19 protein-coding genes are annotated in these 22,968 nt (G+C 38.8%); 2 read left to right on the top strand and 17 right to left on the bottom strand.

Annotated elements, in window-relative coordinates:
- Positions 1–2 precede the first annotated feature (2 nt).
- The 7 genes from lepB to D017_RS01775 all read right to left on the bottom strand — a co-directional run bounded on the left by lepB (position 3) and on the right by D017_RS01775 (position 6,369).
- Entirely contained in the window at positions 3–1,622 is a 1,620-nt protein-coding gene (gene lepB / locus D017_RS01805) for a signal peptidase I (protein WP_035334336.1), read from the bottom strand.
- A gap of 54 nt (positions 1,623–1,676) precedes the next feature.
- Entirely contained in the window at positions 1,677–2,381 is a 705-nt protein-coding gene (dapB, locus tag D017_RS01800; protein ID WP_035334334.1) for a 4-hydroxy-tetrahydrodipicolinate reductase, read from the bottom strand.
- Positions 2,382–2,384: 3 nt separating this feature from the next.
- Positions 2,385–2,987, bottom strand: a complete 603-nt coding sequence (locus D017_RS01795; RefSeq protein WP_035334333.1) for a DUF5683 domain-containing protein — start codon at positions 2,985–2,987, stop codon at positions 2,385–2,387.
- Positions 2,977–3,882: a ParB/RepB/Spo0J family partition protein gene (locus tag D017_RS01790; protein ID WP_035334331.1), complete on the bottom strand. Its 906-nt coding sequence runs from the start codon at positions 3,880–3,882 to the stop codon at positions 2,977–2,979. The genes D017_RS01795 and D017_RS01790 overlap by 11 nt, the downstream gene beginning before the upstream one ends.
- Position 3,883: 1 nt before the next feature.
- Positions 3,884–4,651 carry an AAA family ATPase gene (locus tag D017_RS01785; RefSeq protein WP_035334329.1) on the bottom strand — a complete coding sequence of 256 codons (768 nt, stop codon included), beginning with the start codon at positions 4,649–4,651 and terminating at the stop codon, positions 3,884–3,886.
- A gap of 177 nt (positions 4,652–4,828) precedes the next feature.
- A complete protein-coding gene (locus D017_RS01780; RefSeq protein WP_035334327.1) occupies positions 4,829–5,254 on the bottom strand; it encodes a cytochrome c in 426 nt (141 codons plus the stop codon).
- Complete coding sequence (locus D017_RS01775) at positions 5,254–6,369, bottom strand: PQQ-dependent sugar dehydrogenase (protein WP_035334325.1); 1,116 nt, start codon at positions 6,367–6,369, stop codon at positions 5,254–5,256. The genes D017_RS01780 and D017_RS01775 overlap by 1 nt, the downstream gene beginning before the upstream one ends.
- A gap of 283 nt (positions 6,370–6,652) precedes the next feature.
- On the opposite strand from D017_RS01775, the gene trxB reads away from it, so the two are divergent.
- Positions 6,653–7,660 carry a thioredoxin-disulfide reductase gene (trxB, locus tag D017_RS01770; protein ID WP_021778389.1) on the top strand — a complete coding sequence of 336 codons (1,008 nt, stop codon included), beginning with the start codon at positions 6,653–6,655 and terminating at the stop codon, positions 7,658–7,660.
- 272 nt (positions 7,661–7,932) lie between these two features.
- On the opposite strand, the gene D017_RS01765 is transcribed toward trxB, so the two are convergent.
- The 6 genes from D017_RS01765 to D017_RS01740 form a co-directional block, all read right to left on the bottom strand.
- Entirely contained in the window at positions 7,933–8,919 is a 987-nt protein-coding gene (locus D017_RS01765; protein ID WP_035334323.1) for a hypothetical protein, read from the bottom strand.
- A gap of 111 nt (positions 8,920–9,030) precedes the next feature.
- Positions 9,031–13,908, bottom strand: a complete 4,878-nt coding sequence (locus D017_RS01760; protein ID WP_035334321.1) for a DNA repair ATPase — start codon at positions 13,906–13,908, stop codon at positions 9,031–9,033.
- Positions 13,909–14,055: 147 nt separating this feature from the next.
- Positions 14,056–16,122, bottom strand: a complete 2,067-nt coding sequence (locus tag D017_RS01755; protein WP_021778391.1) for an SPFH domain-containing protein — start codon at positions 16,120–16,122, stop codon at positions 14,056–14,058.
- A 54-nt stretch (positions 16,123–16,176) separates the two neighbouring features.
- Positions 16,177–16,890, bottom strand: coding sequence for a hypothetical protein (locus D017_RS01750; RefSeq protein ID WP_035334320.1), 714 nt, complete (start codon positions 16,888–16,890; stop codon positions 16,177–16,179).
- 28 nt (positions 16,891–16,918) lie between these two features.
- On the bottom strand, positions 16,919–17,632 hold the full coding sequence (locus D017_RS01745) for a PspA/IM30 family protein (protein ID WP_035334319.1): 714 nt from the start codon (positions 17,630–17,632) through the stop codon (positions 16,919–16,921).
- Between the two features lie 12 nt (positions 17,633–17,644).
- The gene (locus tag D017_RS01740; RefSeq protein WP_035334318.1) at positions 17,645–18,040 is read right to left on the bottom strand and encodes a hypothetical protein; all 396 of its coding nucleotides are present in this window, start codon (positions 18,038–18,040) and stop codon (positions 17,645–17,647) included.
- 266 nt (positions 18,041–18,306) lie between these two features.
- Here D017_RS01740 and D017_RS01735 point away from each other — a divergent pair, with 266 nt between their 5' ends.
- Entirely contained in the window at positions 18,307–19,062 is a 756-nt protein-coding gene (locus D017_RS01735; RefSeq protein ID WP_035334317.1) for a helix-turn-helix transcriptional regulator, read from the top strand.
- 82 nt (positions 19,063–19,144) lie between these two features.
- Here D017_RS01735 and D017_RS01730 read toward each other — a convergent pair whose 3' ends face one another.
- The 4 genes from D017_RS01730 to D017_RS01715 form a co-directional block, all read right to left on the bottom strand.
- Positions 19,145–19,882: a head GIN domain-containing protein gene (locus D017_RS01730; protein ID WP_035334316.1), complete on the bottom strand. Its 738-nt coding sequence runs from the start codon at positions 19,880–19,882 to the stop codon at positions 19,145–19,147.
- A 141-nt stretch (positions 19,883–20,023) separates the two neighbouring features.
- Positions 20,024–20,470 carry a nuclear transport factor 2 family protein gene (locus D017_RS01725; RefSeq protein WP_035334315.1) on the bottom strand — a complete coding sequence of 149 codons (447 nt, stop codon included), beginning with the start codon at positions 20,468–20,470 and terminating at the stop codon, positions 20,024–20,026.
- Between the two features lie 15 nt (positions 20,471–20,485).
- A complete protein-coding gene (locus D017_RS01720; RefSeq protein WP_051583770.1) occupies positions 20,486–22,525 on the bottom strand; it encodes a PspC domain-containing protein in 2,040 nt (679 codons plus the stop codon).
- Positions 22,522–22,863, bottom strand: a complete 342-nt coding sequence (locus D017_RS01715; protein WP_021778399.1) for a PadR family transcriptional regulator — start codon at positions 22,861–22,863, stop codon at positions 22,522–22,524. Before D017_RS01715 ends, D017_RS01720 begins: the two co-directional genes overlap by 4 nt.
- Between the last annotated feature and the right edge of the window lie 105 nt (positions 22,864–22,968).

The raw sequence follows: 22,968 nt of genomic DNA, 5'->3' as shown, positions 1-22,968 counted from the left end.
AATTACTTCTTAGCCTGTTTTTTCTTTCTAAAGAAAGACCATCCTATGTATAATAATAAGGCTCCTAAAAACCAGTAGCGGTAACTCACTAAAGGTCCATCGCCACCTACGGTTGTAAATACACGATTCCATCGTATTCCGTTAAAACCAGGAACGTTTGCGTCTTTACTAAACCATACAAACACAGGCTTACCTACTACGTGATTAAAAGGAACGTAACCCCAAGCTCTTGCATCTTGCGAGTTATGACGGTTATCACCCATCAACCAATAATAATTTTGCTCAAAAGTATACTCAGTAAGAGGCTCGCCATTCATTAATATCTGGTTACCGTTTACTGTGATTTCACGCTCTCTACCCATTTCATAACCTTCGTACACTTCGATAATACGTTTGTAGTAAGGCAGACTCTCAGTATTTATAGCTACCGTCGTTCCTTCTTCAGGAATATAAATAGGTCCAAAGTTATCTACGCTAGAAGCTCTACCTGGCATGGCTCCAAAGATCCCTGTGTTATTTTCTTTAGCATCATAATGTGCTCGCTCAATACTTATGATATTTGAGTTATTCTTAAGTTTTTCAATAGCAGCTTCACTTACTTGGGCGCTATGAGAATAAGGCCCGTTACCTCCACTATTTCCTGTTAAAACAATGTCTGATATCTCATATCTTCCATTAATAAGATCCGTTGGGAAGGTGTAATATCCACTTGCATTAGTTGCGTTTTTAACTAAAGGAACTTTCGATACAATGTTATAAGTAAACTGAATACGAGCACGATCTGGAAGATCGTTTTGCTCTCCATTGATATACACATAGCCATCGCGTACTTCAAGAGAATCTCCAGCTATTCCTACAGCTCTCTTGACATAGTTAGATTTTTTGTCAATAGGTTTACGCACACTACCGCGCATGCTTCCAGGGGTAATATCTACAAGTGTATCAACTGGCCAGTTAAAAACGACGATGTCATTTCTTTTTATTTTTTGAAAACCAGGAAGTCTAAAATATGGTAGTTGTGGTTTTGATAAGTAACTTTTTTCTTTTATAACAGGAATAGTATCGTGTAGCATAGGTGTAGCTACTGTGGTAAGGGGAGTTCGTGCTCCGTAATGAAATTTACTCACGAATAACCAATCGCCTACCAAGAGGGTTTTTTCTAACGACGAAGTCGGTATTACAAAGGGTTGCATAAAATATGTATGCACTAATGTTGCTGCAACTATGGCAAACAGTAAAGAACTTGTCCATTCTCCACTAGACGATTTTGGATTAATATCTCTATCGTGTTTATACGGAGCATCTGTCGCATAATTGATGTAGTATAAATATAATCCTCCTGTAAAAATCGTAAGTGCAGTGTCTTTAAAGGTGTTGAATCCAAAAGACCGGGCAGTCTCTACCCAAACGACAGGTATCATAATAAGATTTACAATAGGTATAAATAGTAAAATGGTCCACCACTTAGGACGATTTATAATACCCATGAGTACTACTGCATTGTAAACTGGTACTGCTGCTTCCCATGCTTTACGTCCAGCGCGTACATAGAGTTTCCAAGTTCCAGCAAAGTGTACTGCTTGAACAATTAGAAAAAATATAAACCATTGTATAAGTGTCATCTGTAATATTTTGAATCTGTAAGTTGGTCTTACGTTATTAGATAATGTTACAAGTTAAAGTCCTAAAACGTCTCTCATGTTGAAAACCCCTTGTTTTCCTTGTAACCATTCTGCTGCAACTACGGCTCCCAGAGCAAATCCTTGTCTAGAGTGGGCTTCGTGGCTTAGAGTAATAGTATCTATCTCACTTTTGTAATTGATAATATGTGTGCCGGGTACAGTTCCTTCTCTCTCGGCAGTGATTGGGAGATGGTTTTCTTGTATATGCTGTCCCTCATTAAGAGCCCAGCCTGTGTAGTCTGATGCTTCCATAACGCCTTCGGCAAGTGTAATGGCTGTACCGCTAGGTGCGTCTAGTTTTTGAGTATGGTGAATCTCTGTCATATCAACTTTATAGTCTTTATGAGGTGCCATGATAGCTGCAAGTTTTCTGTTAAACTCAAAAAATAAATTAACGCCTACACTAAAGTTTGAAGCATAAATGAATCCTCCATTATTAGTATTACAAAGGGTAACCATATCTTGATAGTTGTCTAGCCAGCCTGTCGTTCCAGAAACAACCGGTACACCTGCTTCAAAACATTTTGTTAGATGATTTACAGCACTATCTGGAATACTAAAATCAATGGCAATATCTGCATCTGCTAGTGTAAAGCTCTCAGGAGAGTTTACTTTTGCAACAATCTCGTGGCCTCTATCTGCGGCAATTTTTTCAATGGTTTTACCCATTTTTCCATAGCCTAGGAGTGCTATTTTCATATACTAAAACTTGTAATTAAAAGAGAGTCCATAATTCATGGTCTGCCCTAAGTCGTCATAATAAAGTGCAGGTCCAAAGCTTAAGTCATCATCTACATCATATTGTGATAAGTGAGCATCTACATTTGCCTCTATAATCTGGAGAACATAGACTCCAGCAGATACTAAGATAAACAGATCTCTTCTTCTTCTAAATTGATCTTGACCATTAATAAGAGCATCATCAGAAAAGATTTCTGTGGTCGTACCATCTTCATTAACTGTAGTAAACTCGTCTATACGACCAGCCAGTCTATCTTTAAAGGCAGTTCTAAAACGCTCAGACTGTTTGCTATTATATGATACACCGTAAATTGTAGAGCCTAAAGCTCCGTACACTAGTGGAAGTTTCCAGTAATCTTTATTATAAATTTGACCTAATCCAGGGAGTACAGCGCCGTAAAAGGCAGCTTTTGCTGGTCTTAGAGGGTCATAAGGTTCTTTACTAGATATGCCCTCTACCTCATCTGCATCAATAATAGTTTCTGCAGGGGAGTCTTGTTGCGCTTTCGCGAAAGCGTAAAAACACAATAAAAAAACCAGTAAGAGGTATTTGTTACTTTGCACCTTTGATTAATTTCTGTAATCGATTAAAGTCCTCTTCTGAAGAGAACGGAATAGAAATCTTTCCGCGGCCATTTTTTGCTACTTTGATATCCACCTTTGCTCCAAAATACTCGGCAAACTCTTTAGTTCCTTTCTTAATGAATTTAGGAGTTTCTTCTTTTTGCTCTTTAGGTGTTTCAATGTTAGAGGTAGCATGATAATTTTTTACCAATGCCTCCGTTTGTCTTACAGAAAGCTTTTCTTGTAAGATTTTTTCATAAATATCTAGTTGGTCACCAGTATCATCTACATTTATAAGTGCGCGCCCGTGTCCCATAGACAAGAAGCCATCTCGCATACCAGTCTGTACAATAGGATCAAGCTTTAATAAACGCAGATAATTAGTTATTGTAGATCGATTTTTACCCACGCGATCACTCATTTGCTCCTGCGTGAGGTTGATCTCGTCTATTAATCTCTGGTATGAAAGTGCAATTTCTATTGGGTCAAGATCTTGACGTTGTATGTTTTCAACAAGAGCCATTGTGAGACTCTCATTATCATTTGCGATACGTATGTATGCAGGTACTGTTTTGTTACCTATAAGCTTAGACGCTCTATAACGACGTTCTCCAGAAACCAGTTGGTATTTTCCAAAACTCATCTTACGAACCGTAATAGGCTGTATAACGCCTAGTTCCTTAATAGATGAGGCGAGCTCCCTTAGAGTTTCTTCATTAAAGCTTGTACGAGGTTGGAAAGGGTTTACATCTATATCATCTAGATCAAGCTCAATGATATTACCTACAACCTTGTCTGCATTTTTATCTTCGGCGCTTTTTATATCATTTTCTGGATCTTTCAGTAATGCCGAAAGTCCGCGACCTAGCGCTTGTTTTTTTGTTGCTTTAGCCATTCTAGCTATTATTTTTTGTAATAAGTTCTTGAGCTAGGCTCAAGTAATTGGTTGCTCCTTTACTTGCGGCATCATAATTAATAATGCTTTCTCCGTAACTAGGTGCCTCACTTAAACGCACATTACGCTGTATGATTGTTTCAAAAACCATCTCACTAAAATGTTTTTGAACCTCTTCTACCACTTGATTAGATAATCGTAGTCTAGAGTCAAACATTGTGAGTAGCAATCCTTCGATATCTAAATCTGGATTGTGAATTTTTTGAACACTTTTTATGGTATTTAATAGTTTTCCTAATCCTTCTAGTGCAAAGTACTCACACTGTATTGGGATAATCACAGCGTCTGCAGATGTGAGGGCATTAAGAGTAAGCAGTCCTAATGATGGTGCACAGTCTATCAAGATATAGTCATACTTATCTCTAAGGTGACCTATCGCTTTTTTCATCATGTACTCTCGTGACTCTTTATCAACAAGTTCAATCTCGATAGCAACAAGATCAATATGTGCCGGTATAAGGTCAAGGTTAGGTGAAGACGTTTTTATGATTGCCTCTTCTGCATTATTAGTATGCTCCAGAAGTTGGTACGTACCCACCTCTACACTTTCTACATCAATACCTAAACCTGAGGTTGCATTAGCCTGAGGGTCTGCATCAATGAGGAGTACTTTTTTCTCTAGCACACCTAGAGAGGCTGCGAGATTAACAGAAGTAGTGGTCTTGCCTACACCACCTTTTTGGTTTGCAATAGCAATTATTTTACCCATAAATTTGAGGACGATTAGGAGGTAAAAATACAATTTAAAATGGGTAATTGAAATGGATTAGAAATGAAAAAGCCGAGAAGAATATTCTCGGCTCATCGATATTTTAAAAAGTAGTGGATTACACCAGTAAAATCAAGACAACTATTTCCAATAATTATGAAATAAAAACTCTTGGTTTTATTTTGAGATAGCTTTCACCGCTTCTTCAGTAATCATTTCTTTCTGTTTATTGCCCCAGCTGTTCATAATGTAGTTCATTACATCTGCCACCTCATCTTCATAAAGCTCAAGGTTTGCCATCACGCCATTATATGCGACACCATTTACGGTAATAGGACCTTGCTGGCCATACTTTACAGCTTTTATGGCTTCTTTATAGCGATCTTCTGTAAGCCAGTCTGATCCAGCAAGCGGCGGGAAAGTCCCTGCCACACCTTCACCCTTACCTAGGTGACACTGTATACAAAAGTCTTGGTATACCTCTGCACCACGTTCTATAGATTCTGCAAGTGGGTCTTGAGAGGTGTAAACTTCTTTTTCCGCTTTCGCGAAAAATAAAAACACACTAACTCCTGCCGTACATAAACTTATAAGTAGTTTCATTATTTCTTAACTAGTTTAAGGATTCCTTTTCCCTCAACACCTACATAGATAGTGCCATTGTGATTAATCACATTGCGCACACGACCTACATCTTCTAGTAACTTTTCACGAGCAACCACCTTGTTATTTTCTAAAATGGCAAGTTCTAGGTATTCAAATTTAAGCGAACCTATTAATAAGTTACCATCAAGTTTTGCATCACCAGTATTGTTTGCAAAAGCCATCCCAGAAGGAGCGATAGAAGGAACCCAGTAATACACTGGCTGCTCCATTCCCTCTTTTTCTGTAATTTCTGTAAATGTAGTTCCGCTGTAATTAATACCGTAAGAGATTATTGGCCACCCAAAGTTTTTACCAGCCTCAGGGATATTAATCTCATCCCCACCACGAGGTCCGTGTTCGTGTATCCATATCTTACCTGTCTCAGGATGCACAGTCATTCCTTGCGGATTACGATGTCCATAAGAGAAGATAGCTTCTTTTGCTCCGTCTTTACCTACAAAAGGATTATCTGCAGGGATGCTACCATCTGCATTAAGTCTATAAATCTTACCTCCATCACGAGTAATATCCTGCGGATTCTCATCTCTCGCACCACGATCTCCTATAGAAAAGTACACATAACCATCTTTGTCAAAACGCACGCGACTGCCAAAGTGATGTCCCTTTCTCGTATTTGGGCTTCCTTTATATAACACCTTCTTTTCGGTAAGCGCGCCGTCTTTTAATTTTGCTCTCATAAGTGCTGTCATCGCTCCATCTTCTTCGCCTTCTGGCGATGAGTACGTGATGTATATCCAGCCATTAGTTACATAATCTGGATGCAAGCGTATGTCCAGTAAACCACCTTGATTACGCGTCACCACCTCTGGAGCACCAGTAATCATTGTTTTTTTACCATCCTTAAAGTGTATGAGTTCTCCACTTTTTTCAGTGATAAGCATAGACTCATCTGGCAATACAGCTAATCCCCAAGGGTTAGTAAGTTCTGGAACAATAACCTCATAGGTGTAATCTAGGTTTGAGGCTAGTGTGACATCATTTTCTCTAGTTTCTTGTGCGCAAGCTACACTTGCAACAAGTAATAATAAGATATAAGTAAAACGACTTTTCATAGTATCAGATTTTAACGGCAAATTACAGAATTATCACCACACTCTATGATGTATTAACAATTTGAAAACACGTGTTAGAGGTTAGAATCTTATCTTTAATCTATGCAAGAGTAAGCTCGTGATGAGTTATATCACTTTTGGTGATAAAGCCATTCGTTTTCTTGATAACTTGATTGTAAGGTTTGGCTTGTAAAACCTACTTTTGTAAGGAAGATATAAATAAGAATTGTGCGATTGTAAAAGTGTTTGTTACGCTTTCGCGAAAGCTTAAAAATAATACAGTATGTCAGTAGAAAAAGTAAAATGCCTTATCATAGGTTCAGGACCAGCGGGATATACCGCAGCAATTTATGCAGCACGTGCAAATATGGCACCAGTTCTTTACCAAGGGCAGCAGCCAGGAGGACAGCTTACCACGACAAACGAGGTGGAGAACTTCCCTGGTTATGTAGATGGTGTGACTGGACCAGAAATGATGGTGCAGTTAATGAAACAAGCACAGCGTTTTGATACAGATGTACGTGACGGATGGGTGACTAAAGTAGATTTTTCTGGAGATGTGCACAAAGCGTGGATCAACGGAGAAAAGGAAATACACGCAGAGTCTGTGATTATATCTACAGGAGCGAGTGCAAAATATTTAGGATTACCTTCTGAGCAGAAGTATTTAAAAATGGGTGGAGGTGTATCTGCCTGTGCCGTTTGCGACGGATTCTTTTATCGTGGCCAAGAAACCATAATTGTAGGTGCTGGAGATAGCGCTTGTGAGGAGGCACACTACCTTTCTAAATTATGTAAGAAAGTAACAATGCTCGTACGTCGTGACGAGTTTAGAGCATCAAAAATTATGGCTGCTCGTGTACAGAAAACAGAAAACATCGAAATCCTTTTCAATACAGAAACTGTTGAGGTGCTAGGTGACGATGTAGGTGTGACTGGAGCAAGAGTAAAGAATAATGTAACCGGTGAGGAGCACGATATCCCAGCAACTGGATTTTTTGTAGCGATAGGGCACAAGCCTAACACAGATATCTTTAAGGACTACTTAGATTTAGATGAGACTGGATATATCATCAATACACCAGGAACTTCTAAAACAAACGTACCGGGAGTATTCGTATCTGGAGATGCGGCAGATCACGTGTACCGTCAAGCAATTACCGCTGCCGGAACAGGATGTATGGCTGCACTAGATGCAGAACGTTACCTAGCGTCAAAAGACGAGCTTCCACAAGATGAGCCAGGAGTAGGCTCTACGTATGTGGACGAGGTTCCAGCTGCACGTCAGTAAATGACATACCTTATATAGAATTTAAAAACGACAGCGAGAGCTGTCGTTTTTTTATTTGTGATTCTTTGTGGACATCTCTCGTCTTGTGACTTTATCTCCTTTTTGCGGACATCTTTTTTCCCTCTTCAAAGAGGGACACTGTTGTGGTTTGATACTTTTTAATTTTGCAAAGCAAAATTAAAAAGTATCGTGAGTATTTTCCCCTCTTTGAAGAGGGGCTAGGGGAGATGTTTTACGACGGATTAGTTTACTTCTAACAATTGAAACCTAGATTAGTTCAAATCTAAAAAATCGGTGTTATCAAAAATCGTTCTTCTTTTTATTTCTAATAATTCTTCAAGCGTATTTCCATATTTTACCTCGACTTGTCTACCTTTTGTTATAAAATAAGGTGAAGGATATAATTTTTTTATTGAGTCATTAGATATATTTTCTTTGACGATGAAATTAATCTTTTTCTCAAAAGTCATAGGTTTCGGTAGTAAATCTAAAAATCCTTCTTTTTTCAATTGTAAAAACTCTTTTGATTGATATCGAAATGGAACAACCCATTCACCATTATTTGATTTTACGGGAATGGTGTAAGTGTATTTTCTACTATTAAGAACGCCACAATTATCATACACATAGAAAATAACTTTCTCATATTGCTCAGCAGGAGGTCTTCCGTAGTGATCGTAAATGCTAAAAGATATAGTATCTGTTTTAAAGTCACCGTAAACGTTTTCTATAACTTTATAGGTGCCTTTAAATTTTCTGTCAAACGGGATGCTAGTTCTATTGCAATAGTATGTGTTTTCTTCTCCTTCAACCTTAATCTTTTCTAATATGGCAATATGTAATTTAGGCTTCTCCTCGCACGGTACATACTCTTTGCACGGTTGAGGTTCTAATCTTATGTGAATACCTTTATTTTTTTCAAAATCAGCTACAGCTATTTTTTGACTTATAAATCGATAAGAACTAAAGACTAAAGTATCCTTTCTAGATGCTCTTATTCTAAAATTCCCATTATTCTTTGCCTTTACGAGTATTTTGTTTTTATTGATATTTTGACCCATTGAAAAAAACTCAGCAATTGAAATTTCGCCTCTAGTAAGTGCTGCTTTAAGTTTGTTTAGGCTGTCATTTCTAGTGATTACGATTTTATTGTGTTTGTTCAAAGTCCCTTGAGCATTGCCGCTAAAAGTCTTTAGAGAAGAATTACAAGAAACAGAACTTAGACAAGCTAATAACCAAAGTAAATGAAGTGCTTTCATTTTATTTTTTATTTAAAAGTAGCGCCAAATAAAACTCATACATACTATAAATGAGTCAATAGTATGTATGAGTTATGTAATGAGTATATGTATTGAGTATTGATAAGCCTTTTACCGCTCCAACCCCTTCTCAAGCGCCTTTTTTATCCCTTCAAGATTCTCGGTAAACTCCATCATTTGAGAGAGCACCTGTGCCATTTCATTTTTATCACCAAAACCTTTGAGTTTATTATTTTTTACAAAGGTTTCTTTCATCGTGTTCCAGCGCTGTTGCTGCGTTTCATCTAGCGCATTTATGAGTTCGCGGTACTTTAAGAGGTTTGCTTCTGCGCTTGAAGTGAGTGTTTGTGACTCGCTTTCATAATGCGATAGGAGCAAGGTCGCGAGCTCAGTGTCGTTCATAATGGGAACTACTTTGGCTACGAGTTTATTCATATCACGGTATGATCCTTGAAGTTTAAATGACGGCTCTGTACGATAAGCATCTTCTTGCGCGGCACTGCGTATGTATTCTGCATTTACCTTAAGTACTGTGTTGCGTATGGTGATTACCTTCTCTAGTACCTTTGTGTAATCTGCCACCTCTTGTGCGGTGTGATTTCCTTTGAGCTGACTGTCCTGAGTCCCATTTTCTATGCGGTCTATTAAGGTATACACATCTTCAAAATGACTACTACTTAACTGCTGCAGTAGCGGATTTGCAGTGAGCGAATTCTCAATAAGACTCAATTTAAACAGGTGTTCCGTATCTCCTATGATATCTCCCAGGTTATAAATATCTGCCCTGTTTGCAAGCATATCTGGTATGCGGAATTTCTCTCCACTCTCTGTATACGGGTTACCCGCCATTATTACACAGAATTTCTTGCTACGTAGGTCATAAGTTTTTGACTTCCCGTTGTACACACCTTCTATCTTACGTGTACCGTCAGATAAGGAGATGAATTTTTGTAAAAACTCAGGATTACAGTGCTGTATATCGTCTAGGTATAGCATCACATTGTTACCCATCTCAAAAGCGACGTTGAGTTTTTTGAGCTCTTCACGTGCAGCGCTATTTGTAGCACTTTCTGGATCTACAGACGTAACTTCGTGACCTATCGCTGGGCCGTTAATTTTTACAAAAACAAGACCTAGACGGTTTGCGATATATTCCATCAGGGTGGTTTTTCCGTATCCTGGTGGTGAGATGAGCAGCAACATACCCATACGGTCGGTACGTTTGTTATCGCCCACGGTTCCTAATTGCTTTGCAAGGTTATCACCAAACAATGGGAAATACACTTGGTCAATCAGCTTGTTACGCACAAAGGATGTAAGCACTCTTGGTTTAAATTCGTCTAGTTTTAAAGCTTCTTTTAACTCTTCAGTAACCGTGTGTTTTGCTTTCTTAAAAGTTTCAAATGCGGGTACTTGCTCTGTTACAAATAAGTTGAGCCTTGCCGTAAAGTCGTGGTAGTTAAAGTTGAAAACACCTTCGGTTATCGTGCTGTGATCACCGCTTAAACCAGTAATTTTCTCATTTGGAGAAGCCGCTTTTGTTTTTAAAACCGACTCATCTTCAAAGAGTAGTAAACACACTACTTCATCTACGTAGCGTACATCGGTTAGGCTTTCTTGGGTGCGTACAAATGCCGTCACCCACTGTTTTACGAGCTGCACTTTCCCTTTTAGGCTAGGGAGTGACTCATAACTCTTTTTAAACTTGAGATCTGCCTGTTGTTGTTTTAACGCTTTCGCGAAAGCGTCTTTTAAACGCACCGCAACACTACTACGCACAAACTCTGTGTCACCTTGAAGCTCGTCAAAGATATAGGTCGCAATGGTCTGACTTAACTCGGGTGAGAAAAGGGATTCCGCTTTCGCGAAAGCGTGTATCTCCTCACTTAAAGTATCAACAATAAATTGGTACTCCTTTGCATCTGGAAAAAACTGCAACACCTCTCCCGAAGCCTTTATAGATTGGTTAAGTGTTTTTTGAGTACTTGGGTCAATGCTGTTCCAGAAATACTGAGCGTATGCTCTAATTTCTGGGGCGTAGGTGAGTAGTCCTAGCTCGTTGTGTTTGTGTACGAGTACCTTTAAAATTTTAGTCGCGTCTACATCGTGCACACCTTTTACATAGCCCTCTGCATAATCATTGCGGCTTTCTTCTTGTACTATCCCAAGTAGCGCATCATCACCGGCTTCTAGTAGGGTGTGCTTGTCTAGTTTATTAAATAATTTATAAGCTAGGTAGGCACTGCGGTACACCTCGCTAGTTTCTGATACAAATTCTTGATCCCAGATGTGGCGAGAGGCGAGAAGGGTCTCGTTTGAGAGTTCTTGATAAAAATCGGTGCCTGTGAGGTGATAGTTAAGCGCGCCATCTTTAAGCACAATAGTGAGGTCAAGCGGTTGTTTGTTTACACCAAATTTATGCTTGCCAAGTCGTATCACCGTATCTCCATCTTCATAGAGATCTAGTTTGTCTTTGAGCTTGCGCAGCGCATCTTCACGGGCTGTTTTAAGTCCAGTCTCAATCTCTTCTGCCTTTCCGGTATCTTCTTGCTCTTTAAGTTGCTGTATGATATCACGCACCTTATTAATCATAAGGTCTGCGGCAAAATATCCGTTTATTTCCGAAGCTGTTTTAAAGCTTTCGGCTTTTTTACGTACGCCTTTTAAAATGCGTTCTGAGGCATTTTTTAATGCCATTGCCTTTTTGTTGCGCTTTTCTATCAGTGCATTTTTACGTGCTTCAAAAGCTCCGTATACTTCCTCGCGCTTTTCAATAATGAGCGTGATAAACTCATCCCAGTCTGCAAACTTTCCTTCTAGCTCTTCTAGCTGGATAGAGATTTTAGTTTGGAACTCATCACACTTTTCTGGCGTGGTGGCAATATCTAGGTAGTTTATGATACTTTGATCAATTAACTTAAGTTGGGCAGCAAAGTCGGCTTGTGCCTCTGCACTTCCCAGTGATTTTTTCTTATTCTTAATCCCAGCCTTTAACTGATTGATAGTTGCAAAAATGAGCGAGATATCATCAATTATCTTAGTAGAGTGGGAGGTGTCTTCTATATCAAGATTTGAAACAATGTCGATAAGTAACTCAAGATCTGTTGCAATCTGGTTTACTTCTTCTTCGAGTTTTTTGGCTTCAATGACTTTCTTGATGCCATCCATCACCTGTTTCTTTTCGGCTACGGCATCGTGATATGGTTTTAACGCTTTGTCATCTAGTAAGAACTGTACACACTTCTCAGAAATTTTTTGTGTTTGCACAGCAATTTCTTCCTCTAGCGTTTTCACGAAAGTGGGATCTACATAGCGTATGTCATTAAGCGAGATGGTCTCTCCACGTAATGATCGCAACTGCGTGAGCAGCGCCACAAAATCATTAATAGACTTAAAAGAGGTGCTTTTTATTTTGCCAAAAATCTCAGAGGCTTTGGTCTCAACTTCTTTAGTTTGTTTGGCAGCGTTGCGCTTGAGTTGTACTACTTTTTGAAACTCATCTATAGCGGCATTTGCAGCTCCATTTATTTCTGCAAGTGGTACGTTGAGTTGCTTGGTTTCTGCTTCTGGAAGCCAGTAGTAAGCATCTAGTATATCTTTTGAGAACTTAGCAATATCGCTATACAGTCCGTCGTAATTATCTTCTTTATTGAGCAGTGTGATGAGGCTATTTACCTCTGCCATTGCTTTTACAATATCCTTATTTCCTATTTTATAAAGTAACGTGTCTTCGTGCTGAGAAGGCATATAGTCCCCCTTTAAAAATGGGGTTTGCCAGATCTGTATCACGTGATGCTTGGTTTGCTCATTTTCGGTTCTAAAATAGCATAGCTGCCCATCTTGCAATACGGTAAAACCATTACAGATAATAGGTGTTTTTATCTCTTGAGTAATCACATTATATGACATCAAGTTGTACAGCGCCTCTTCTGGCGAGTAAAAGACATATAAAAAGTCCTCCCCGTTAGGCGAACTCACCTTCTGCTGAAATTTTACATTTGGGATGGCATTATCAAAAATGTTGTATTCTCCTGTTTGTAAGTAGTAGCCTGTTGGGAAAATGATACCTTGATCATCTGGAAGCAAGACACAGGTGTCCTTAACACTCTGTATTTTTTGAACTTCCTTTAGTTTGTTATTAAATACAAAATAGCGAGGCTCTTCTTGAAAGGGTTTAATCTCTAGCGCAAGTAGGTTACCCAGATCTGCATAGCGATACTGGCCATCATCTAGTGTCTGGTCTATAAGCTCTACGGGCTCATCTAATATTCCTTTACCTTGATCTGTATTATCTTCTATTTTTATGGTAAGATCACCACCTATAGTCTCTACAAACACCTTGTCTAAAATAGACACGTGAGCGTGCTCACCATAACGGTGCATATCACGCGTAGCCTCTTGCCACTTAAAATCGTGTTGCTGTGGGAAGCGATACTCGTGCTCACTACGGTTATCTACATACTGTAACGTATCTTCTTTTATGAGCCACTTAAATGTTTTAATATCTGTAACACTATCACTAAGCTGAAAAACCATATACAGGTAGTTACCTATAATCGCAAACTTTGAAAAGATGGTATTACGGTAATACTTGTACAGGTTTGCAAAGTCTAGTAGAAAAGTGTCGTCTTGTAAAAGTGAAAGATCACGAGGTTCAAAACGATTGTCTTTAAACTCATAGGCACTAAAAACATCTCCTAGGTGTATGTCTGTACGTAGTCCAAAATGCACATTGTAGCCAAATAAACACAAGTTTTTAAGCGATACAATATCACGAGCAATACAGTTATTTTCTGTATTGATACGGTCATTTGCAATGAGCTTTGTTTCTAGTGAACCAAAAACATTTTTACGCTCCTCGTTAAGTTCTTGTAGCCGCTTTTGTAAGTCGGTTTTTTGTTTTTGCAGTCTACCTTGTATAATCTCATAGGTGCCGCCGTCAAGAGTTTGCGTTGCTTTAGGTTGTATATCTGGAGTTTCGTTTGCCATAAATGTTGGAAACTAATCGTTGGTTTGTTGATTGATTCTTGTGATGAAAGTTGTGAGATGTGGTAGTAATTACGCTTTCGCGAAAGCGTAAAAACAACCAGCAGCTTGCCATCTCACTGGTTGCAAGCTGCCGTTGTTTACTGAGTTTTATTTCAGTTTCTTGTCAGATAATCCTAATCCCTTTGCAAGGTTAAATAGGTTACTGAATAAGGTTTGCTCATCGCTGTCTGAAGATTTAGATTTTAAATCCATCAGTAAGTTTGCAATGGTCACATTTTTAAGATCCTCAGAAGAGATGCCGTACTTATCTGCAAATTCTTTTACTTTTTCAAGCAAGTTTCCTTTTACATCATCACTACCTAAAATGGCATCTTTTACCTCTGTCACCGTTTCTGAGTGGTGTACGAGTCTGTCATAACCTTTGGCCTTTGTAATTTGCCCTATAATCTGGTCAAAGAACATAGTCTCACCACCTACAATATCAATATTTGCAGCTTTAAGAGCATCGCCTATAACTTGTGCTTGCGCATCTGCAATATCTTTCTGGATATTAATTTCTGCAAGATCTACTTGAAGTTCTTTATCAAGACGTAGTTTAAACTCTTCGTGTTCTTTACCTACACCGTCAAGTTTCTTCATAGCATTTGCTTTCTCTTCGATACCTGCGGCATCTGCAAGGGCTTTCTCTTTAATTACATCTGCCTCTGCAAGACCATCTTTACGTTTTGCCTCTGCTTTTGCTTCAATTCCGGCAGCTTCTGCAAGTGCCTTTTTCTCGATAACAGTTGCCTCAACAATACCTTGACGCTCGTTTGCATCTGCCTTAGCGTGCATTACTTGTGCCTCAGACATACCCACGGTTGCTTCTTCCTTAGCTTGTGCTTCGGCAAGAATTTTACGTGCATCTGCCTCTTTCTCACTTGCTTCTTTATGCGCTAGTGCTTCGATATTAATTTCTTCGGCTTTTTGTTTTGCTGCTTCTTTTGATGCTTCGGCTGCTTTTATGGTCTTAATAAGATCTTCTTGAGCTGCTGCCTCCGCATTTGTAATTGCTACTTGCTTAGAACGGTCTGCAGTTTTGAAAGCCTCAATATCTTTCATATTTTCTTGCTCCTCTACCACACCTTTCTCTAGCATCACGCGGTCTCGTATCACATCTTGAATGTTCTTTTTCTCAACTTCAACAACTTTCTCTTTTTCGATTTGAGCCAGTGTTACTACGCGCTCTCTCTCGGTAAGTTCTAGCATACGGTCTTTCTCCACACGCTCTGTCTCCACCTTGTCAGTACGTTGCTTGTTTTTCTCAGCAACGATAATCTGGCGTTGCATATTTTCTTCGGCTACTTTTACTTTTTCTTCGGTAGCAATGCGAGCTGTTTCAGACTTGAGACGCTCTTCTTCGGCAACTTTAAGAATCTCTGCCTCTTCACGAGATTTTATGTTTGAGATCTCACGTTTTTGCTGTTCTTCTTTTTCGGCGAGTTGCTTATCTAGTTCTAGTATCGCCTCGCGAGCCTCTACATCTTGCTTGCGTATTACTTTCTCCTCATCACGTTTAATAAGGTTTGCTTTGATGTTTTGTGCAGCTGTAAGATCTGTGATTTTCTTGATACCTTCTGCATCAAGTATGTTATCTGCCTTAAGATGTGTAACTGCAGTTTGCTCTAGGTAATCTATCGCACAATCTTCAAGAGTATATCCATTAAGATCTGTACCTATAATGTCTACAATCTCATCACGAAACTCACGACGAGCCTCATAAAGCTGTATAAAGTCAAACTTTTTACCCACGGTTTTAAGCGCTTCAGAAAATTTTGCCTCAAAAAGCTCTTCTAGCGTTTCTTGACGTGATGCACGTTGCACACCTATGGTTTGAGCTACTTTCTTAATGTACTCTACTTCATTATTTACACGTACAAAGAAGGCTACCTTGATATCTGCACGCATATTGTCTTTACAAATAAGACCCTCTGATGCAAGACGCTCAATCTGGATTTTCTTTACAGAAATATCCATTACTTCTACACGGTGAAAGACAGGAACCACATAGAGCCCTTTATCTGTCGCTACTTTTGTCCCGCCAAAACCTGTACGAACCAAGGCTTGACCTTGATGTACCTTTTTGTAGAACATCGCGATGATGAGGAAGTAAATAACAATGAGTGCCACAATACCCACAACAAGGGCGATGGCGATAGATGGTAGGTTTTCCATAAAATTGATGATTTTTGTTTTTGGTTGATTATGAATGTGCGTTTACACGCTTAATTAATATTTGCTGACTAAAAAGTAATTTTTATCTGGTGACTGTTTGATGATGAGTACGCTTTCGCGAAAGCGTATTTCTGACCCATCTAGTGATTTTACATAAATACTCATAGGGTTGCCATCTGCTAGTACCTCTGCATTACCCATCTTGTCTCCAGAAATGGTAGATAGCAACACTGCGTCACGACCTAAAAAGTCTGTAGCCTTATCACCATCTTTATTCAAGTTTTTAAAAAACGACTTAAATGGAGTGGTAAATATCTTAGTAAGGAACAAAGCAGGGATCATACAGCTCAACATAAGTATGTAACCAAAACTTGTTGCATAGCTACCGGTAATACTTGTGGTTACTAGGGTGCAAAGCCACCATAAAAATACCCATACCGTAAAGGTGAACATAAATGGAAGACCTACAAAGTTGAAGTAAATTAACAATACTTGCCACCACTTAAGCGGTTTACGTCTTTTATTTACAACGTGTGACCTGTCTACCTCTGCACTTGAGACATCTTCAAAATCCATACTACCAGAGTCTACGGTGTTGATGTCAAAATCTGCATCTACATCTACATCGAGATCAATGTCGATGTCCATATCGTAGTCAAAATCAATACCGCTCACCGAGGTAAGTATCCAGTAAATGATCAAGAGTATCAATAAGACGCTCAAGATGATATTAACTTCTGAAAATATGAGATTTATAAAGTTGTCCAATGGTTGATGGTTTTAAGGTTTATGATGGCTAGGCGTTGTCTTTACCTAGCCCTAATTGTTCTTTAAGTTTTGCAAGCTCATCATCTACTTTCTCCTCGCTAGTATCTGCAGCGGCGTTTATCTCATCATCTATACTTTTATTAGTATCTGCGATGTCTCCATAAGCCTCTGCAAGTGCTTCTTCTTGCGCTACTTTTTCTTTCATTCGTTCTAGCATACTCACGGTACCAGTGTTATCTAGGGCTGCCATTTGCTTGTTTACATTCTTAGTAGCATCGCTCACTTTTACACGTGCCTTGAGTGTTTTAAGCTCGTTCTCCCAGTTGCTTATGTTATCTTTAATAGTCTGGATAGAGCCTTGTAGTTGTGCTACATTACCTTCAAATTTTGAGGTATCCTCACCAGCGCGTGTCGCGTGTGACTGTGCTTCTTCTTTTTTGGCCAGGGCTTCTTTGGCTAGTCTGTCTGCATCTGTCGCATCCATAGATCCTGCGTGAGCTTTTTTAAGAATAGCGATGGCTTTGCTCTCGTAGTCTTTTGCTTTTGCATCGTGCTCGTCACGCTCGTTTTTTGCGCGTATGGCCATTGCTTTTACTTGAGCCATAGCCTCTACACTTTTGGCAAGATCTTCTTTCATATCTCGTATGCCTTGCTCTGTCATCTTGATAGGATCTTCCATATTATCTATAGATGCATTTGCCTCTGCTTGTCCTATTTTAAAAAGTCGTTTAAATATGTTCATAATGTCGTTTTTTTAATATTTTGAAAATTCTATAATCTGTTCTGAGTACTCACTCATAAGTAAACTCAGGGAGTTCAAGCTTCCCTCTAGCTCGTTGAGGTCAAGATTTTCTATCTGTAGGGTATCTCTAAAGATGACCTTTTTACCAGTATCATCTAGTACAAAAGCGCCGTGTATGATATCTCGGTTTTTTTGCAGCAGACTTTTAAAAATCTTTTCTGACTGGTTATTGATGGTAAAAATAAATTGCTCGATAATTAGAATAGGAGGAGCAATGCCCAGAATCAGGTTTTTGATACCTGAGTTTTCCTTTTGTACAACCATAATACCATCTGCCGTATTTTCTGTAGTGATATTAAAATTGAGTTCTAATAAAAAATCTCGAGTAATTGTAAAGTGGTTCTTCATAAAGAGTGTCAATGTTGTGTTCCAATACATTGGAAGGTTAATAATACGAAAACTTGTCTCTGTAAATACCCAATTGTTTATAAGTGGCTCAGGATGTAAATAATTAAAGTGGTCATAATGTTTGATTTTTGATTGATGAATGTTTGATGATGCTATTACGCTTTCGCGAAAAAGCTAAATAAATTAGCATAAGTGAATTCTTTTTGCTAAAATTGTTAGGTAAATATACAAACAATTTTGTCATTTGCAAATAAAATTAGCAAAATATGTCATTCTTTGGTAAAAACATTCGAAAAATAAGAACCGTAAAGACGCTTAGTCAGCAGTCGTTTGCAGAGCTCTTTGACCTGAAAAGAGGGACGTTAGGGGCTTATGAGGAGGGCAGGAGTGAACCTAAAATAGATACGGTAATTAAAATTGCTAATTATTTTAGCATTCCTATAGATGACTTGCTCACAAAAGAGCTTACCGTAAATAGTTTGCTCAAATTTAAAGCAGACCTTACTACAAATCACGAGCAGATTACAAAAGAAACTTTTGCTACCATACCTTGCATCACCCCAAAAAACACAAACGATTATCTACTATATAATGACAGGGAAGCTTTTGTAGCAGATATGCCTGTCTTACAACTACCCGTAAACCCAGAAAAAGATTTCAGAGCCTTTACAGTAGATAACTTGGAGATGAGTAGTAATGACAAAGGACTCTTTCCAAAAGATATAGTAATAGGTGAGCACATCCCCAAAAACGTTTATAAAAAGCTCAATAATGGACATCTCATTCTAGCCGTTTTTAATGATAGACTAGTATTAAGACGTTGCTACCTCTCTGGTAACACTATCACCCTTAGAGCAGATCATAAAAATATAGACGACCTAGAGTTTCCTATAAAAGAAATTAAAGAACTCTGGCGCATACGCTACGTCTTCTATCACAGAGTGCCAGAACTGGCAGATGGACTAGAAGAAAAAATGGCAATGCTAGAAGCCCAGTTTATGAAAATAAAGGCTGGATTGTAACTTTTAACTATTATACACATAAAAAAATGCTCGATACTATCGAGCATTTTTTGTGTTGATTGATTGATGTTATTTGTTGTAATTATTCTTTGCTTCTTATAACCCCGCCAGAGTAGCTCTTTTTAGGCTTATCTACATTTCTTGGGCTACCGTAGTAATTTATGATTCCTCCAGAAGAGGCCTCTGCCTTAAGATCCTGAGAAGCATAAACATCCATCACACCTCCAGATGAAGCATCTGCCTTTGCACTCACAGATTTGAGTTTACTTATTCTCGCTACACCACCACTAGAAACCGAAGCATCTAGTCGCTCTGCACTACCAGAGATACGAGCCACGCCACCGCTACTAACATCTGTCTCTACATTTTTTGCAGAAACTTGTACGCGCATTGTCCCTCCAGAAGATGCGTCAAATTCAATGTCATCTCCAGTAAGTGTTTCCTTTGTAGTGAGACTTGCACCACTATTTACGCTCACATCAGTAAGATTTTCTGAGTAGGTTACAAACACCTTTTTTGAGGTAGCACTTTTGATATTGTCTTCGCAGTATATTTTAAGCTTCCCGTCTTTTACATAAATTTCGGCAGCGTCTACTAGGTTTTGGTCTGCTTCAAGTATTACGGCGTTTGTGCTTCCTTTTTCTAAAAATACTTCCCAGCCATTTCCAGCGACTACTTCGTCAAAGTCTTCTGTGATGTTCAGATCTTCTGTAACTACATTTCCGTTTCCGCTTATTTGCCCTAGATTAATGTCAAACTGACAAGAGGTGACGAGTAAAGCAGTAAGGATTCCTAAAATTGTTTTGATGAGCGTTGTCATAATGATTGGTTTTTTGGTGATTGGTTCGTTTTTGTTTGATTGATTGTTTTTGATTGATGGTGTAAAGATGTAGATAAGTCCGCTTTCGCGAAAGCGTAACCTACCCAACTGTAATAATTTATGACTGAGTTGTATAGATTGCTAGTGCAAGCTTATCACTCGTGTAATTTTCCAGCCTTTTGGGGTGTCTTTTAATATGGTTATAAACTTAGATGGTTCTGAGTGGCTGTCTTCTACTAGGTTGTGAAAACTATGTTTTCCAAGTGATATAGCGCCAAAACCCGCTATCTCGTGCACCTCAAAGGTGTCTGGAGTAAGTGTTCTCTGTACTTTATTACAAATATTCTCCTTGAGCGACTTCATATACTCTGTTTTGCTAGTAGAAAGTCCACCCTTGTCGTGATAAAACTCAAGATCTTCTGAGATGAGAGTTTCGTGAGTTGCGAGGTCACAATTATTATACGAGTCAAAAAGAGCAGTGTCTATAGCAAGAATATCTTTATAAAGTTTGCTATCCTTAGACACCTGCGCCACTCCGATCAAGGGGAGCAGCAACAGGATCCAAAGAAGATTGGTTGGGTTTTTCATAGTGAAGAAAATCTATTATATTTTGCCAATAACAAACGGTTTACTTGTAGTTTTACGATAATCTCTTACAAACCCAGTTTTGTAATTTTTAAGATTAGATGTCCATTTGGTAAGCTTACCGTTATAGCCATCATTACATTCTACCGATAGCGTTAAACTTTTGATTACTCCATTTTGATAAAAAGATGATTGAGAGAAGTCTATATCAATATTTTTTGCATCTTTAAGTTGTTTTCGAGCACTAGCTAATTGTTTTCTCGTAGTCTTTTCAGTGATCCTGAAGTAGACTACATTCTCACTTATATTTAAGCCCTTGATTTCTGTAATTTCTGTAAATTCTGGAGCATTTTCTCCTTCTTCATAACTGCGTTCTTCCCAAGAATCATTACCAGATTGCTCCCAAGAGTTATCATCATCATTGTAATCATAACTGCGATCTTCTGGACAGCCGTCACAAAGAAGCTTGCCATTACCTACGGTAAGGTATTGCTCTTCTGTTCCATTATCTAGTATGTCACGGTACCTGCTATCATTGCGGTGGTATGAGTATGTATTATCATCGGCAATGAGGGTAGTTCCTTCTGGAAGGTATACAATCACTTGTACCTCGCGATCATTCCAGTGGCCATATGATTTTTGAGTAGGTGAGGTAAGAAAGCCATCTAGTGATAAAACATCGTCTTCTAGTTTAAAATCATACTGTATAGATGAGGCTAGCTCACGTGCTTCTTCATACGTGAAGTTATCTGCTCGTTTTTCTATCTGGATGTAGCCATTGCTATCTTTAGTACTTCTCACAATAAGACGTACGTCACGCTCTATAGTCACATTTTCTGTGTCACTCTTAATTGTTCTCATAAACCCAGTAGATCGCCCAAAAGGAATTTCATAACGATCACTCTCTCGCATCTGTATGCGCAGCGTGTCACTTGCCGTTATAGCAAGCTCTGTGCGCTCTACTACTTTACCAGTTTCTGTGTTAGAATACTTAATAGCTTCTTTTACAGAAAATACACCTATTACTATCGCAGATACAAGCCATAACCCAAAGAGGCTAAGCTTTGCACTCACCGGCATAGATTTTAAGTTAGAAGAAACAATCTTAAGTCCTAAATAAAACAGGAAGAAGAAAGGTATCCCAACTGCAAATAACGTGAGAAGAAGTACAAGCCAGATAGGCAATCCTGTCTCATTATTTACCCAAGGTAAATCGGCTAGATTAGGGGTGAAAATATCTACTACACCACCAGTTAAGAAGGTGATAAGTAATGAGATAACTACGGTAGCTCCAGTTATAATAAGGAGTACCCCTATAATCTTTGCAAGGACTTTAAAGAAAAACATAATAATCTTACCAATGGTCCCGAAAAAACCTTGAGCTCCTGTTTTTACTTTATTGCCATACTTATCATAATCTACACTCTTTACGGTGTCAGCCACATTTTCAAATCCTTCTTTTACTTTTTCTGTGATATTGTCAATGTTAACTGCCTTTCCCCGCATTGCGAGTTTATCTGCCGTGGTTTGTGCCTCTGGTACAAAAACCCATAGGGCAAGATAGATAAGTGCAGTACCTCCTAGTGTAAACCAAGTAAGCGCTATAAGTAACACCCAGCCTATACGTACCCATAATGGATCTATACCCAGATAGTGTCCCATACCGCTAGATACACCGCCTATATAAGCATTATCTGTATCTCTGTAAAAACGGCGTTGTGCGATACGTGGTGCTTGTTTTGACTTTTTTGAGGAGTTGCTGCTAGCTGCAGGCTCATCTTCAAAAATATCGTCATCTACCATATAGTCTTCAGGTTGTCCCATTACAGCAATCACCTCGTCTAGCTCTTGTGAGCCTATTACCTGGCGCTCGTCTTTAATGCGCTCAGAAAATAGCTCAGAGATACGAGCTTCTATATCTGCTATAATTTCATCTTCACCTTGCATACCTTCAAAAGAACGTTTGATGGCAGCGAGATATCTCTGTAATTTACCGTAAGCATCTTCATCTATATGAAAAAATACTCCTGCTAAATTTATATTAACTGTCTTGTTCATTTTTTTGTGGTTTTAGTGGATGTAACTACGGCTACTGCTGTCTGTAACTCATCCCAAGTGGTTGAGAGTTCTTTTAAAAATATCTTACCCGTTTCGGTAAGTCCATAATATTTACGTGGTGGACCACTGGTAGATTCTTCCCAGCGATAGTTGAGTAAACCAGCGTTTTTAAGTCTAGTGAGAAGCGGATAAATTGTACCCTCTACCACCAGCAACTTGGCGTCTTTAAGCGTGCCTAAGATCTCTGCTACATATGCATCTTCGTCTTTTAATACAGAGAGGATACAGTATTCTAGCACGCCTTTTCGCATTTGCGCTTTGGTGTTTTCAATCTTCATAGATTTCCATTTTTAAATACATTAAACTGTTCGTTTTGGTCCTGATTTGGGTCAGGTGATTGATTAATTGTTGTTACGCTTTCGCGAAAGCGTACATAGTCATAC

Source organism: Dokdonia sp. PRO95 (assembly GCF_000355805.1).
In the GTDB taxonomy this organism is placed as follows: domain Bacteria; phylum Bacteroidota; class Bacteroidia; order Flavobacteriales; family Flavobacteriaceae; genus Dokdonia.
Note: the sequence above shows the minus strand (reverse complement) of the source record. Positions and strands in the feature narration are given on the sequence as shown.

What these genes read in the sequence shown, in the direction of transcription:
- lepB (WP_035334336.1), bottom strand. Translation starts at nt 1,622, where the DNA reads ATGACACTTATACAATGGTTTATATTTTTTCTAATTGTTCAAGCAGTA.
- dapB (WP_035334334.1), bottom strand. Translation starts at nt 2,381, where the DNA reads ATGAAAATAGCACTCCTAGGCTATGGAAAAATGGGTAAAACCATTGAA.
- D017_RS01790 (WP_035334331.1), bottom strand. Translation starts at nt 3,882, where the DNA reads ATGGCTAAAGCAACAAAAAAACAAGCGCTAGGTCGCGGACTTTCGGCA.
- D017_RS01785 (WP_035334329.1), bottom strand. Translation starts at nt 4,651, where the DNA reads ATGGGTAAAATAATTGCTATTGCAAACCAAAAAGGTGGTGTAGGCAAG.
- D017_RS01780 (WP_035334327.1), bottom strand. Translation starts at nt 5,254, where the DNA reads ATGAAACTACTTATAAGTTTATGTACGGCAGGAGTTAGTGTGTTTTTA.
- D017_RS01775 (WP_035334325.1), bottom strand. Translation starts at nt 6,369, where the DNA reads ATGAAAAGTCGTTTTACTTATATCTTATTATTACTTGTTGCAAGTGTA.
- trxB (WP_021778389.1), top strand. Translation starts at nt 6,653, where the DNA reads ATGTCAGTAGAAAAAGTAAAATGCCTTATCATAGGTTCAGGACCAGCG.
- D017_RS01765 (WP_035334323.1), bottom strand. Translation starts at nt 8,919, where the DNA reads ATGAAAGCACTTCATTTACTTTGGTTATTAGCTTGTCTAAGTTCTGTT.
- D017_RS01760 (WP_035334321.1), bottom strand. Translation starts at nt 13,908, where the DNA reads ATGGCAAACGAAACTCCAGATATACAACCTAAAGCAACGCAAACTCTT.
- D017_RS01755 (WP_021778391.1), bottom strand. Translation starts at nt 16,122, where the DNA reads ATGGAAAACCTACCATCTATCGCCATCGCCCTTGTTGTGGGTATTGTG.
- D017_RS01745 (WP_035334319.1), bottom strand. Translation starts at nt 17,632, where the DNA reads ATGAACATATTTAAACGACTTTTTAAAATAGGACAAGCAGAGGCAAAT.
- D017_RS01740 (WP_035334318.1), bottom strand. Translation starts at nt 18,040, where the DNA reads ATGAAGAACCACTTTACAATTACTCGAGATTTTTTATTAGAACTCAAT.
- D017_RS01735 (WP_035334317.1), top strand. Translation starts at nt 18,307, where the DNA reads ATGTCATTCTTTGGTAAAAACATTCGAAAAATAAGAACCGTAAAGACG.
- D017_RS01730 (WP_035334316.1), bottom strand. Translation starts at nt 19,882, where the DNA reads ATGACAACGCTCATCAAAACAATTTTAGGAATCCTTACTGCTTTACTC.
- D017_RS01725 (WP_035334315.1), bottom strand. Translation starts at nt 20,470, where the DNA reads ATGAAAAACCCAACCAATCTTCTTTGGATCCTGTTGCTGCTCCCCTTG.
- D017_RS01720 (WP_051583770.1), bottom strand. Translation starts at nt 22,525, where the DNA reads ATGAACAAGACAGTTAATATAAATTTAGCAGGAGTATTTTTTCATATA.
- D017_RS01715 (WP_021778399.1), bottom strand. Translation starts at nt 22,863, where the DNA reads ATGAAGATTGAAAACACCAAAGCGCAAATGCGAAAAGGCGTGCTAGAA.